Annotated in this window: 10 protein-coding genes, 1 tRNA gene and 1 pseudogene; 5 read left to right on the top strand and 7 right to left on the bottom strand. The window is 58.1% G+C overall.

Annotated features, from left to right (window positions below):
• Window positions 1-227: 227 nt before the first annotated feature.
• Both DWV00_RS11910 and DWV00_RS11915 read right to left on the bottom strand, forming a co-directional pair.
• Window positions 228-518: pseudogene (locus tag DWV00_RS11910) on the bottom strand (OB-fold nucleic acid binding domain-containing protein); the annotation flags it as partial.
• Between the two features lie 35 nt (window positions 519-553).
• The gene (locus tag DWV00_RS11915; protein ID WP_115533760.1) at window positions 554-3,586 is read right to left on the bottom strand and encodes a DEAD/DEAH box helicase; all 3,033 of its coding nucleotides are present in this window, start codon (window positions 3,584-3,586) and stop codon (window positions 554-556) included.
• Window positions 3,587-3,775: 189 nt separating this feature from the next.
• Here DWV00_RS11915 and DWV00_RS11920 point away from each other — a divergent pair, with 189 nt between their 5' ends.
• Together DWV00_RS11920 and DWV00_RS11925 are read left to right on the top strand one after the other, a co-directional pair.
• Window positions 3,776-4,642, top strand: a complete 867-nt coding sequence (locus DWV00_RS11920) for a hypothetical protein (RefSeq protein WP_115533761.1) — start codon at window positions 3,776-3,778, stop codon at window positions 4,640-4,642.
• Between the two features lie 7 nt (window positions 4,643-4,649).
• Window positions 4,650-5,363 (top strand): caspase family protein, encoded by a 714-nt coding sequence (locus DWV00_RS11925; protein WP_115533762.1) that lies wholly within the window; start codon window positions 4,650-4,652, stop codon window positions 5,361-5,363.
• A gap of 385 nt (window positions 5,364-5,748) precedes the next feature.
• Here DWV00_RS11925 and DWV00_RS11930 read toward each other — a convergent pair whose 3' ends face one another.
• The 4 genes from DWV00_RS11930 to DWV00_RS11945 form a co-directional block, all read right to left on the bottom strand.
• Window positions 5,749-6,618: a hypothetical protein gene (locus DWV00_RS11930; RefSeq protein WP_115533763.1), complete on the bottom strand. Its 870-nt coding sequence runs from the start codon at window positions 6,616-6,618 to the stop codon at window positions 5,749-5,751.
• A gap of 6 nt (window positions 6,619-6,624) precedes the next feature.
• Window positions 6,625-7,443 carry a HipA family kinase gene (locus DWV00_RS11935; protein WP_115533764.1) on the bottom strand — a complete coding sequence of 273 codons (819 nt, stop codon included), beginning with the start codon at window positions 7,441-7,443 and terminating at the stop codon, window positions 6,625-6,627.
• Between the two features lie 12 nt (window positions 7,444-7,455).
• Entirely contained in the window at window positions 7,456-7,638 is a 183-nt protein-coding gene (locus DWV00_RS11940; protein WP_115533905.1) for a hypothetical protein, read from the bottom strand.
• Between the two features lie 590 nt (window positions 7,639-8,228).
• Window positions 8,229-8,516: a DUF6471 domain-containing protein gene (locus DWV00_RS11945; RefSeq protein WP_245964834.1), complete on the bottom strand. Its 288-nt coding sequence runs from the start codon at window positions 8,514-8,516 to the stop codon at window positions 8,229-8,231.
• Between the two features lie 110 nt (window positions 8,517-8,626).
• On the opposite strand from DWV00_RS11945, the gene DWV00_RS11950 reads away from it, so the two are divergent.
• Genes DWV00_RS11950 through DWV00_RS11960 form a run of 3 tightly spaced genes read left to right on the top strand, consistent with a single transcriptional unit; the run spans window position 8,627 to window position 13,682 of the window.
• Window positions 8,627-11,338, top strand: coding sequence for a Mu transposase C-terminal domain-containing protein (locus DWV00_RS11950; RefSeq protein ID WP_115533766.1), 2,712 nt, complete (start codon window positions 8,627-8,629; stop codon window positions 11,336-11,338).
• An 8-nt stretch (window positions 11,339-11,346) separates the two neighbouring features.
• Window positions 11,347-12,387, top strand: coding sequence for an ATP-binding protein (locus tag DWV00_RS11955; protein WP_115533767.1), 1,041 nt, complete (start codon window positions 11,347-11,349; stop codon window positions 12,385-12,387).
• Window positions 12,384-13,682, top strand: a complete 1,299-nt coding sequence (locus DWV00_RS11960) for a TniQ family protein (protein WP_115533768.1) — start codon at window positions 12,384-12,386, stop codon at window positions 13,680-13,682. Before DWV00_RS11955 ends, DWV00_RS11960 begins: the two co-directional genes overlap by 4 nt.
• A 209-nt stretch (window positions 13,683-13,891) precedes the next feature.
• Here the strand turns inward: DWV00_RS11960 and DWV00_RS11965 are convergent.
• Window positions 13,892-13,979: transfer RNA gene (locus tag DWV00_RS11965), tRNA-Ile, on the bottom strand.
• Window positions 13,980-14,153 lie beyond the last annotated feature (174 nt).

Genomic DNA, 14,153 nt, shown 5'->3' on the forward strand with positions numbered 1-14,153 from the left:
TGCATATTTTCCCAAATCGGAACGCCGCCCGTTGCGAGCGCCTAGAGATGAGCGATGGCGATGGGTGGCGATTCATTGAGAAGGTGTTCGGTGACCAGATGACCGCCTCGCAAGACAAACAATCTCATCTTTTGCTTCCCAAATTCTCACCGGATACTTCCCACCGCCCGCAGAGGCTTGTCCGGCCGGGTGTAAAATCTCAACTTTTGCGTACTGCTACAAGCTGCTCAACAGAAATTTCGACTGACTGCCGTAAGCTCACCAAGCATGTGCGACATATCGACAAGCCGTTGGGCGACCAGGTGTCGGACCTCGCCCTCGCATTGCCACGTTCCGTACACCGCACGCAGTGATGCGCCCAGCGCTTCCTGCCGAAACTTCTCCTGCAGCGAAGGCCAGATGATGACATTGGCGTTGCCCGTCTCATCCTCGATGGTAACGAAAATCACGCTCTTTGCGGTCCCCGGTCGCTGACGTACCGTGACTAACCCACAACCACGCGCGAGTCCGCCGCTCCGATTTCATAGCCGTAAGCCTCGGCCACGGAATCTGCTCACACAGCGCCGGGCGCCGAACTGGCAAGTTCGCGATGTGCCTCCCGCAGTTTCGCCGAACTTTCAGCGCCAATACATTGAGTCAATGCGTCGTCAGGCATGGCAAATACCGCCTCCGAATCAAGCGCGTCACACTCAATCAATGCGAGACGCTGGCCGCGATTCAGCTCTATCGGTAGGTTGAGCAAAGGAAGGCTCCGTGTTGGGAGACCAAACTCTAGGCGAGGAATCAGCTCTTCAACTGACGCCAGCAGTTCAGGATTGTCGAGAAGCAGTGCTGTAAGCACGCCGCGGGCGGAACGCAGATGATAGCGAGTCGTGTCTGCGATGTTCATGATGTCACCATAGTTGACGGCCGCCCAGAATTGGTTCGTCGTGTAACGGCGCTCAATTTCATCAACTGCGACGCCCTCAATCCAATCGGAGATAATGCACGCTCTTTTGCATCGCTTCCACATCTGATGTTGGTCGGCACCAAACCTTTGCAGAAGTTGTGCGGCACGCAAGCCGAACCGTTGCGTAGTTTGGCTCACTCGAACTGCCTCAGTGGTGCCGCGTTTCAAGGTGGGAGCATTTACGTCGTCCATTTCCTCCAAGACTTGAAGCAGGCACAGGACGTAGACTGATGACGTAGTCGCCCAGTCCACTCCCCTCACAAGCTCAACGAGGCGCAGCCCAGACTCAAATGACAGCGATGATGCCCCCACTGCCTGGCCAAGGAGGGTGAGATGAATCACTCCGCTTTCGTCCTCCGCCAGATTGGCTTGCAGTAGCCGGGAGATGAGCTCCGAAATCTGCTCCTCAACCCAGGGCACCCATGCCGGATTCGCTCGCGACGCAGCATATCCGCCGAACGTATTGACGAGCAGGCCCGGAATCTCAGCCGTCGTCACCCCACGAACCTGACTGAGAATGCGCAGAAGCCAGGTCGCTAGCTTCTCATTCTTGAACGACGAAGCCACATCTTCTGGTCGGCCCTGGACATAGCGGGCAAAGAGTTGGGCTCGCTCGATAGGATTGTCAGCAAGCATTATGGCCTTTCCTGTCTCGTTGAATCCCAGGCGACCGGCTCGACCAGCCATGTTCTTATATTCAGCGATGGTGAACGGCCGGCCGTCTTCGCCGAGGAATTCCTTCTCGGCAAGGATGACTGTCGAGGCCGGCGTGTTAATGCCAGCAGCCAGTGTCGTCGTCGATGCGAGCGCGTGAATCCCACCATCTGCGCTACGGAACCCCCGCTCGACGGCTTCCCTCTCGGTTCTCGTCAGATTTGCGCTGTGGAAAGCAGTGCCGCCCTCCAAGCAAAAGCGCAAATCGTGGGATGCAGAACTCAACCCGTGTTCTGGCAAGGCTCCAAGCGCTGCAGTTGCCCGACCAAGACCGAGTTCCCTCGCGAGATACTTGGCACAACCTTGTGCTTTTCCTCGCGAGTTCCTGAAGACAATTAGCTTCTCCCCGCGAGATACGAGCTTTTGTGCTAATGGGACAACCACGTCCTGCGAAGATTGCTCCTTCGTTCGTTGGACTATGGCGTGTCGTGGCAACATTTCTTCGGTCTTGACGGCCCCGTCGGCGTCCCGGTATTGAAGCGTCCCGTTGCGGTCGAGAACCCCCTCAATCAGCGGTACTGGACGCTCCCTGGAGAGAAGGACGGGAACGTCCAGCCATTGGTTGAAGCCGTTTAGTTCGCCCAGGACAGCCGACAGCAAGACAAGCTGCGGAGATACGCCACGTTCTTTAGCGCGAACAAGCATAGCCAGTATCAGCTCGACCGTGATGCCGCGCCGTGGGTCTGTAATGAACTGCCCCTCATCGACTACGACGACGCCCAGACGACTTAATAGATGCGGCGAGCCAAGTGCAACACTGAGGAACATCTCGTAGGTAAAAAAGGCGAGGTCGTATCTACTCGTGAGGATGGAGCCGACCGAGTCAGACGCATCGCCAGAACAACGGACCACGCGCAGGCCGGCCTCCCCATATCTGGCAGTGAATTCCTCGAATTTTTCATTGACGATGGCGCGGTAAGGCAGCAGGAATACTGCCTTCTGGCCCGCGACGACCGATTGGATGGCGGCGAGCTCACCAACCATGGTCTTTCCCGAACTGGTCGGCGCGACGACCATAAGTGAGCGGGCAGCGAGGACGGCGTACTCATTGACGGCTCGCATCTGCAGCGTGTTCAAACCATGTGGAAAGCGTGCCACCCACTGCTCAACGATTTCGTCTGGGAAGCCGTGCGGGAGCAGGTCCGAGAACGGCCCATTGACATGAACGACGTTCGTCGAAGGGAAGTTGGCATTGAAATTGGCTCCGCGCTTAAGCCTCGGGAAGACCAACCCTCCCTCTACATGCCCCAGGAACACGGGCGTTTGTGTATAGCCAAGCCTCTCGCCGGCCACGCGGGTAAGTTGGATAATGTCGTCCGCGATTGCGGGAAAACTAACTGTCTCCGCCATTCCATCGGCCATCGCTTGAATCAACGCGGCCGTCAGCAAACCGTGACCAGTCCCAGGCTGTTCCCAAGCCGATTGGGTCGCCGTGCATGCTGCTAGAAGCACTCGCCCGTCGCCCGCTACATTTTCCAGCGAGAAAGCACTACGTGGTGTGGCATTGACCTCAAGCACTCGCGCCGGGGCATGCCCGCTAAAACACGAATCGAGAACAAACAGAACGGCCCTAGCCTTGGTCATCCTGAACGCGTCGGCAAGGGTTGTCATCGGCAAGGTCGTGCCGGAAAGGTCCGTGCTAACCGTGTCGTAGAATACGAGACAGCCATCCGGCGTGCCATGCCCGGCAAAACTGAGAATGACGACGTCTTCGTCGGACGCTATATCTAACGCCTCCAGGATGGCTCGAGACGTGACCTCCTTTGTAGCGACTTCATCGACGAGCAGCGTAGAGCTGAGGTCGGGAAACGTGTCAGAAAACAGTGACCATAGTGCCAAGGCATCGCGCTTTGCGCCTGGTAGCTCGTTGACGGTCTGGTCGAGCTGCTTGTTGACTCCGACAAATACGGCTTTGTAAGCCATGGCATCTCCACGCTAAAGCGCGATTTCCACGATTACTCGAATGTTTGCCACTGGAATCAGCATACTCGGTCTCGGCAAGAGGGTATCAAACCAGCCACCTAGCAACCCGAAACTCCAGACCGTTGTATTATAATTGCGGTGCGAAGGATTGCCTCAGCATAAATATAGACGGGGAAGGTGTTTTTTGAGATGAACGCAGAGCACAAGACTGTCGATAGCGCTGGTGAGCCCTTGCTAACCAGCGGCAACGGCGACTACAAAGAAAAGTGGACCCACATCCGACAGCACATCGAAATCCGGCGGACGAACGACTATTGCGTCGGCCTCGACGAAAAGCTGAAGATTGACTGGGGCACCACTGCGGAGTACGACCGGGTTGAGCTTGCCAACGATGAAGCGGTACGAAAGCAGCGCTCGGCAATTCTCGCAGATATCGCTGTCGAGGAAGCGAGTCCCCGTGACGACCTCGACAAAGACGTAGTTATTCGATACAAAACGCTTCTGGGCGAGGCTTGCGTTCTCTGCTTTGAGGGAGAGTTCGAAGGGGCTCAAAGAACGCTTGAAAGCGCAAAGAAATACATGGCTTCGCGGAGCGAAGAGCGTTCGCGTCAATGGTATGTCGAGGCCAGCGCCACAGCCACCATCCCGTTCCTCGCAGTCTTTGCTGCAATTTGGTGCTCCCGCCAATCGACTAGCGCTTTTCTCGGCGTCAACGCATTTTGGCTGCTGCTTTCAGGCTGCGGGGGAGCTATCGGCGCACTGCTTTCTGTTATCGCCCGAAGCGGAAAGCTCAAGTTCGATGTCGGTGCCGGGCAACGGCTGCACTACCTCGAGGGCTCATCGCGAATTGTCGCGGGTGCAATATCCGGGCTGGTCGCCGCGCTGGCAGTTCGGTCGGACCTGGTGTTCGGTGCTTTCGCCCGCGACCACTTATCGTTGGTAACGATGCTCGCTGCCATAGCAGCTGGCAGAGGTGAGCGCCTAGCAACGTCGATTATCTCGAAGTTCGACGAGAAAACGGAGTCAATGAAATCCGAAGGCCAAACAGGAGGATGAAGACGGTATGGTAGCTAGAAAAGCACTGATTATTGGATGCCCCGACAAAGACATTCCGGGCGTGCTAGTCGATATGGAAAATTATCGCCGCTTTTTCCAGAGCTCATCAGGTGGTGCGTGGTATTCGAACGAAATTGAGGTGCTCAAATCACCATCGACTGCGTCGCTTCAATCGGCGGTGCGTCGACTTCAGAATGCAGACTATTCGATAGTGGTATTCGCCGGACATGGCGGATATTCGAACGCGAAGCAAACCACCCTGCTGCAACTATCACCCGGCGTTAGCATCGAAGAGCATGAGCTAAAGGACGGCGCACCCCGACATACCGTCATCATAGACGCATGCCGAGTTCATCTTGATAAGCCCGTCATGGAGGAATATCGCGCGAAAGCCATGGCGTTTGATAGCGCCGACAACCCCGCACGCAGCCGGATGCTTTTCGACAACCATATCCGGGCGTGTGCACCGGGGCTCGCGGTCATGCATAGCTGCTCAATTGGGGAAGGTGCCCAAGAGACTACCGATTCCGGTGGCCTGTACTCGTCGATTCTGATTCGCGTTGGCGAGAATCGACGAGCCGGGACGGGTCAAGTTTTGACCATCAGTGAGGCGCATGCAGATGCAACTGCCCTTGTTCGTCGAGAGACGCGGGACAGGCAAATTCCAAGAGGAATGTTCCCTCGCACGCTTCCACGATTCCCCTTTGCAGTCGACGCCTAAATGCCATAGGCGACCGAACACGCCAGCGCACCAAGCTACACGTTGCGCGCCTACGGGTATAGCTTTGCACGCAGCCGTCCCTTCGGCTCGAAAGCTGACTTCCCCCAACGAGAGGCGCCTCGTCGGAGGAGTGATATAAATGTCGGCACTACTCTCAAGTTAAAGAGTAACGCCGCCATGTTTCATAAGATATCTCTGCTTGTAGGGCAGTAGGCGCAGAGTCTTTTGCTTAAGGCAGAGTACCCGTACCACTTCATGCTACGCCGCACAGTGAATGACGAAGATAGACATCGCAAAATGCGTCTCCCTTGCCGAATTCAACCGCGTGTGCGAAGACCTTCGCGAACGCGGCTTGTCGTCCGCATTCTGCGTCTCGACGTCGCGCCTAATTAAGAGCTGCGACCTCTTCGGTGATTAGGCGATTGCTGGCCGACTGGATATCATACGCAGTGAAAACGTTGAGTTTTTCCCGCTGGGCCTGTTCGCGCAGCTCTCCGATAGCATCATCCAGCGCAGCGTACTCGCTTTCCCGATAGATTGGCAGGCCGCGAGCGGGCACCCACGCGGTGAGCTCGATACACTCTGGTGTCGCAAAACCGAATGCGTCCCTGGCTCTCGCAAGGCGCCACAACGCCGCTGAGGCGGTGCGCAGGCGAATCTGACTGCGTCCCTTCGGGTTGATGGCGGCATAACACGTGGCGTAGGAATGACCAATATAGTCGACGGCGAATCCGCTACTGGCACCGGTCAGACTGAAGGGCCGGTTGAAACCTGACTCGAGCGATGGCTTGCGATGGACCACTTCGACTCTCACCGCATGCACGAAACGGTTTTCCTCGGCAGGACGGGGAATCGATTCCTCGACTGCGGCAGCCAAATCAGGCGCCGTGGTTGGATGAAATAGTGCGCAGCGTTCCAACGCAGTCATGATGACCCCCTCCTCATCGTCCGCCTCTACGACAAACGCCGGGCCGACTTCAACCCCGGACAACGGAGGGTGCCAGCTTGGTCCTCCATACGCGGACAGATAGTCGGCGACCAGCAGCGTACCGAACGAGTGGCAGGCATAGCCCAGTTCTTGAGGCAGGCATTTCAGGATTCGCGATGTGACGGCGCGCGCAAATGGCTTGCCGGAATCAAACCGACCGACCACCGCAATGGCAATCGACTCGCCCGTCGCGTCAAGTTTGAGCCTGACGAGGCGTGCAGTAGCGGTGCATGCAGGAGGCTCGGACAGGAAGAAATCGGGCTGCATACCGGGTTACAGGGCAGGAGGTTGAAGGCCGGGCGGGTTCACGCCAGGCAGGTCAGGGATGCCGAGCACGTGGTCCAGCGTATTGATAAGCCGGTTCGCGCGTTGTTCGAGGTATCGGCGCATCGGTTCATGCAGGGCATCGTCGCTCACCAACTGGCCGTACGGTAGACGCAATACGGCAGCACTGCAAGCGATGCAGAAACTGCGTAGCGGCACCTTTAAAACCGCCCGGTCTGTCAGGGGGAGGACGCGCACCCTTTCCAGTAGGCGGTTCGGCCCAGGCGGCGGGAAAGAGGAAAACAGCTCCAGTCCGGCGCCACCGAGAGCCCGCTCGTGGTCAATCAGTGCGATAGTTTTGTGTGTCGTGAGCAGTAGGTTGCCGTCGTGCCGGTCGTCGTTGCCAATCAGTTCATCGAACAGGGCAATCTTAGCGAGCATTAGCGAATCCAGACCATACATTGAACTGAGTGCTGCCGGGCTTTGACTGTCGAGCCGGACCGCCTGCGCGAATGGGAGGGCGGCCGTGCCAAAACACCATTGCGCGTCGTCATCACCGAAAGGCCAGAGACCGCGCATGCGATTCCGGTGAACCGTGACCCAAAACACCTCGGGCATGGGCAAGTTCACTTCCCGCGCAAGCCATGCGCAGACGGACTCAACGCAAAACGCCTGGCGTGGCAGAAGTTTAATGTACCCGTCGACGCTGCCCGCGCGCACAGGCAAGTGAATACGCCCGCGGACCACGGGATGCGCGCTGCCCCCTACGGGCGTAATGGGCTCCCGGTTCAGCCGGCCCAGCTCAAACGGAGGAACGAGAATCGACATATCGCCAGCGCCCTAGCTCTTGCGCCTATCCTTTTCTTTCGCGACCCCCTTGTACGGCTCACCATCGGTCTTTTGGCCCATGAAGCGACCTGTGTCGTCGTTGCGTTTAACCCACTGACCGGTTTTTGGGTTGCGGACCTGCGAGCGAGCGTCCACCGACCCGATACGGAAATCCTTGCCCGTGTTCCTTGCCATCGGAATCTCCATCACCACAATATGTGGTAAAAAATCAATTCACTGGCACCAAGTATAGTGTGATTTTGGATTTTTTACATAACGAAATGAAACAGTGCTCGGGCCCATCGCCATTGCCGCGAGCGCAGCGGGGGCAAGAACGGCCGCCCTCGCCCCGAAAGACATGGGGCAGACGTCCACGCCAGGCATCGAGTGCGTCCTCCCCAGCGCATCAAATCGTACAAACAACGCAGCCTCGACACGACCGATGGATAAGCCATCTGCAAACCTCACTGCACGCCACGCGCGGCATTCGCTCCGAGCGAAGACTTACGGTCCGCTGCTGAACCTATTGCTATCGGACGGAGCGCCCGACAATCATCGCCGGCCAACAAATCTTGAACCCGGCCATCAAATTTACTAATTTGAAAGCTCGGCGCAACGCCGGCCTGAAAATCGCAGCCCATGTGCTATGGCCCTTTCGTCAATAGCATCGTTCCCTATTTTATGAGAGGGTACGAAGTGAGACGGCCATGCGACAGGCGGAGCAATTTCGATGGGTGAACCCGCGCAACTTCTGCGCGGACGCTCATGCCCCGAGCACTGGGCCGCTACACAATCCGAACGGACTTGACGCCCATCGCCGCCAAACAGGCGAGCAGAAACGCCCCCGAGAATTTCTTCCGGTTGACCTTGCGATTTATCTGGTCAGCAGATTCCTCAATCCCGAACTGCTCGAGGCGCCTGGCGAGTTCCTTGTAGCTCACGCGCTTCCGGTACATCTGCTCCACTATCAGTTCCTTCGCGCTCTCCTCCCACGAGCCGTAGGCCTCCGCTTGCGACGCTGTTCTGTTGAGCGGCATGTCGCCCATCGTTGCACCTTTGCCTTGAATTGGCATGTGATTTTCGACGAAAGCACGAATTCTTGCATAGAACTATCGGTCGCATACGACCGGTTCCGTACCCGCACTCCTACACGTCCTTTGTAGGCAATTTTTGTGAGGACGTAATGCTTAGCAAGGCGCAACTAACCGACCTGTTCGACCGACTCGGTACGCCACCCGCAGGCCGCAAGCTGGTCCAGGACGCTCGCATTCAAGCACCCGTGCGCGATGTGACCTCCCGGGGAGGCAACGTCATCACCCACATGGCGAGCCGGAAGATGACGCGCGAAATCGCCACGGAGAGCTATGGCATCGAGTTCGCTGCCGCTGTCGGCTTCGAATACGACTCAGATGTCTTGGAGTTCTATCCCCAGCCCTGCAGGTTGAAACTCAGCCTGGTCGACGACTCCACCGGCGAAATCCGCGAAATTCATCACACACCCGACTTTCTCGTGCTCTGCCACGACGGCATCAGGCTCGAGGAATGGAAGTCCGAAGCGAAGCTAAACCGACTCGCCGAGAAGTACCCTTATCGTTACCAGCGAGACAGCGACGGGAATTGGCATTCGCCGCAAATCGAGGAACAGCTCGCTCAGGTCGGCGTTAGCTATCGCATTCGCAGCGATGCCGTCATCCCCCGACGCCGCATCGAAAACCTGCAGCATCTCGCCGACTACTATCTTCCAGCAGCAGAGCCGTGCCCCGAAGATGTTCTCGCACGTCTCGATGCCGGTCTGAAAGAACATGGCGCGCTCTTCTTTTATGAGTTGCTCGAGCCGCCGTACGCGTTTAGGGCCGACCATGTGAACAAGGCCATTGCAGACCAACTCGTTGTCACAGACCTCGACCGCGAGTCCTTGCACAGTCCGCGACGATTCCGACTCTATAGAGACGAGACGCTGCGCGAGTTTCTGTATGCCGAGTCTCATCGAGCAACGCCGCCAGGTTTCGAGGGCTTTGCGCTTCACGTCGCTGTCGGCACTCGTTTCGAATTCGAAGGTCAGGAACTGACCATCACGCTGGTCGGCGAAAAGAGTGTTGTGTGCAACAGGCTGGACCATACGACCATGGAACTTCAACGTGACTGGCTACTGGCCGCTCACGAAGGCAATCGAATCCGGGTCATCGAAGCTGCTCCCCCGCCCGACCTCGGGCTGAGCCGATATACCGAGAATGAGTACGCGGAAGCGCTTCGACGTCAGATGCTGCTCCAATCGGAATCGGCGACGGCTACCGTTTCGTCGCGCACTTTGCGTCGTTGGGCGGCCCGTCAGACCGTCGCACGAGCCAATGGGGACCATGAGATTCTGGCATTGGTACCGCACATCAGCGCACGAGGAAACCACACGGCCCGTCTGAGCGAAGAGCAACTCGACCTGATGGACCGCGTCATCGATGAAGAATGGCGGAACAGCAAGGCGATTAACTACAAGACTTGTCATCGGCATCTTGTGGTGATGTGCGCACAAGAAAATGTGCCGGCGCCGTCGTACCCGACCTTGATTAAGCACATCAAATCACAGACGACCAATCACGACATCCGGATTCGCGAAGGCAAACGCCTCGCATACCAGAAGGCCCCGTTCGTGGATGTCCTGCACTACCACACGCCGATACATGGCAGCCGACCATTCCAGTGTGTTCATATCGACCACACCGAACTGGACATTGAACTCATCTCCAGCCGCACGGGCAAGAACCTCGGCAGACCATGGCTAACCCTCGCCACTGATGCATGGCCTCGACGCATCGTCGGTTTGTTCCTGACGTACGACCCGCCCTCGTACCACTCGGTGATGATGGCGGTTCGCGATATGGTCCGTCGCTTTCATCGGCTCCCCGAAATGATGGTCGTCGATAACGGCAGCGACTTTCGGTCCTCCGCATTCAAATCGTTTCTCAAGGCAATGGGTTGCCATCTGCGCTTCCGGCCGTCCGGCAACCCACGTCACGGGGCAGTGCTTGAGCGCATGTTCGGCCGGCTGAACGTCGATTACATACACGGTCTCGCGGGCAACACGAAGGCCACAAAGCAAGTCCGAATGGTTTCCGGTTCGCATCTGCCCAAGAACCTGGCCGAGTGGACGCTCGGGCCACTGTATTACGGCATTGAGCACTGGGCTACGGAATTCTATGACCAGCAGCAGCATCCGGTCCTCGGCGAATCGCCGCGTGAGGCATTTCAGCGTGGCCTTCGTGAAAGCGGCTCGCGTGAGCACCTGCATATCCAGTTCAACCGGGATTTCCTGATTGCGACATGCCCCCCGGTTGACCGGGAAGGCCTGCGACAAATTCATCCGCAGCGCGGCGTAAAGGTGAACGAGCGGCTCTACCGCCATCCCGCATTCCGGTCTTATCAAGTCGCCGGTCAACGCCTTCCCGTCAGGTATGACCCATGGGATGCATCGTCCGTTTATGTGCGCATAAAGGACCAATGGGTTCAGGCCGTATGCCCGAGCTTGAGTGGTCTCGGTCAGCTAACCGACAACGAGCGCAAAGCGCTGACGCAAGAATACAACCAACGCTTCCGCACACCTGTCGACGAACAGCAGGATGCGCAGCGTCTCAAGGAGTTCATGCGCACCTTCACGCCGGAGGGCGCGATGGCCGTTGCGCTCGAACGTCAAGCGGAAAACAAGTCGCTCTATAACAGTTTGCAGTTCTCGAGCATCGCTCCCGTTGCTCCTCTACATCGATTTAGCCTCATCGAGGAAACATCCAGCGCTGTCGAATCGCCGGCAGAGACAAGGTCATCAACGACATCAACAACCAATCCGGTCCAATCGCCGCCCGAGGCAGCGGCGTGGGACGACATCCCTGACCTTGACACATTTTGAGGTGATTCATGCAACAAAAACATTCCGCCCCGCTGTCGCCGATTCCGAATTCGGCGAGCACTCTGCTCGGCAAGCGCATCAAACATCCACGCATTGCACATGTCATGTCCGAACTGGAGACACTGATTTACCCCGGCAGCCAGGACAGCACGCTTCTCGTTTGCGGTCCAACGGGAGCCGGCAAGACCACGCTGGCCAGGTACATGGTCGAGGCGGCGGTCGAGCGCGCCGCCGTTGAAATGGAAGAGAATGCCGGAACGATTCCGGCCATCTTCGTCGAAGCCCCATCCTCCGGCGAAAACGAGTTCTCGTGGCGACTATTCTATCGGCAGATTCTCGCTGAGCTCGGCGACGACCTTGACGCACCGAAGGCGGCCTATGGCATCGACTCGCAGTCGGGTCGCATGGTCCGACCGCGCGGCGCCGGAGGCAACAGCCTCGGGGCGTTGAGGACGGCCGTCGAACGCGCACTGCGAGAGCGGAAAGTCCAATTTCTCGTCATCGACGAAGCTGCACACATCATTCACCAGACGCGGAACAGTTCCAAGCTGGAGATTCATCTCGACACCCTGAAGTCGCTCGTGAACAAGTGCGGCACACAGATGGTACTGGTCGGGTCCTACGACCTGTACCCGCTCATGTCGTTGTCCGGACAGCTCGCGCGGCGCCACCATGTGTTGCACTTTGAACGCTATCGGCAGGACCGGCCCGAAGACGTTCGCGCCTTCATCGCCTGCATCCAGGCGTTCGAAAAGATGCTGCCCACGCTTTGGGGCGGGGAGCTGACGCGCTACGCCGAGGCACTCCAAGAAAATACGCTGGGTTGTATCGGCACGTTGAGCAGCGTGCTTGTCCGGGCAGCCCGGCTGGCCGAGGCCGACGGTCGCTGGTCCACGGAGGCACTCCGGCGAGCGTTGCTCACCGAGGCGCAGCGCGACCGGATTCTCACCGAAATCCTTGACGGCGAGGAGGCCATCAACCCCGGCCTCACCCGCATCATGCACGTACAGCGACGTCAGGCATCGGCTGGCGGAAGGAGCGCAGCATGAGCTATTCGATTTCGAATCCGCGCTCGACGCTGCACGCCCTCGCGCCCATCGGCCTCGGCACGCCCGAGATTGAGAGCCTGCTCAGCTATTTCTGCCGGCTGGCCGTATCGCATAGCGTGTCCGTCGCAGCGCTCTGCAGGCAAGTCGCGGGTTCGGTAGGCTGGGAGCTCTCCGAAAAACACGAGTGGCATGTGGGAAACATCGGCGGTATCGGAGACGCAGCGAGCAACTGGTCGGCCGCACTCTCTGCCCTGACGAGTGTCGAACGGCTCGACCGACTCACGCTCTTGCCGTGGCGTGACGTTATTGCCCAGACAAGCCTCGCGTCAACCCACTCACGCTGGTGTCCGGAGTGCTTCGCCGAAGACAAGGAGAGCGGCAAGACACCATATTTCCGCCTGGCATGGGACGTGGGCGCAGTGACCGTATGCCCAAGGCACAAAACCGAGTTGGTTCATATCTGCCCGGATTGCGGTCGCCCGGATGGGCGCCACAAGTCTGCTTATGTTGTACCCGGCTGGTGCGCACACTGTGGCGCCTTCCTCGGAGACGGAGAATCGCCTCCTGCCGCCACGCTAGAAGAGCTTTGGAAGGCAACCCAAGTCGGGGCGATGCTGAAGGTCCAAGCGTCCCTTGAGACGCCACCGAGCCGGCAGGCAATGCTTGACGCGATACAAACGCTCGTCACCCGGCTCGACAACGGGAAAGGGGCGCTCTTTGCTCGGCGTGTGGGCCTGAGCAAGACAACGGTTCACTATTGGCTGAAGCAGGCGGGTGCCCCTGCATTGCCGGCGCATCTGCGCATCGCCTCACAGACGGGATTGGCGCTACCGCAGTTGCTCAGGGGCGATTTAATCGGCTGGACTCCCTGTACTGCCGAAATCCATCAGCTCGCGATGCTATTCCCTGACGAAACGAAACGTGCGGCCGCCCGAGCAATCGACTGGGAGAAGGTTCGGGATGAACTGCGCGCATTCAGCAAACTACCGTCAATCATCAGCGTATCGGAAGCCGCACGCAGGCTCGATGTCGACGCTAGACTGCTATATCAGCACGCGAACAAGGACGCGCGTATCTTGGCCGAGCGCTGGACACAATACATGCAGCGCCGGAAGGAACGAAGCATGGACAATGCTCGCACCGTCATCGAGGCCGCGTGCAGGGACATCGTCACCGACGGCAAGGCCATCAACCTACGGGAACTAAATGCCCGCGTACCAAAGGAGGTCCTGGGCAGCATCCGAGGCGTAATCGACGTCCTGCAGGAGGTTAAGGAGACTCTCGGCGTGAGCTAGACGCCCCCGTCCATCCACCAACGAAAAAGCCGGCCTGCGCGCCGGCTTTTTCACATCTACGCCACGCTACGCGAGGCGAAACCTATCACCGTAGCACCGCTACCCGATAAAACAAAACGTGTCCCATCGGGAAATGAAGCATAACCTGTCCAAGTGGCCAACTTATGCTTAACGGCACAACACTCTGGACTCTACTGGAACTCTTTGAATGGTGGGCCGGGTGGGAGTCGAACCCACGGTGTCCTTTCGGAGGCGGATTATGAGTCCGCTGCCTGCAACCAGCACGGCGTCCGGCCCGTCTCGCGCCACGGTTTTGAATACTGCTTACGTGGCCGTGGCGGATGTTGATATCCGCGATGCGATGATACGGCGTTGCATTCAACACTCAACGGCACAGCATCGCGGAAAGACTGCGAGTCTATCGGCTAATGCGGCGGCATGCAAACCGCAAAAGCCCAACAAACGAAAAAT

The sequence above is a fragment of the Trinickia dinghuensis genome (assembly GCF_003367175.1).
Classification (GTDB): domain Bacteria; phylum Pseudomonadota; class Gammaproteobacteria; order Burkholderiales; family Burkholderiaceae; genus Trinickia; species Trinickia dinghuensis.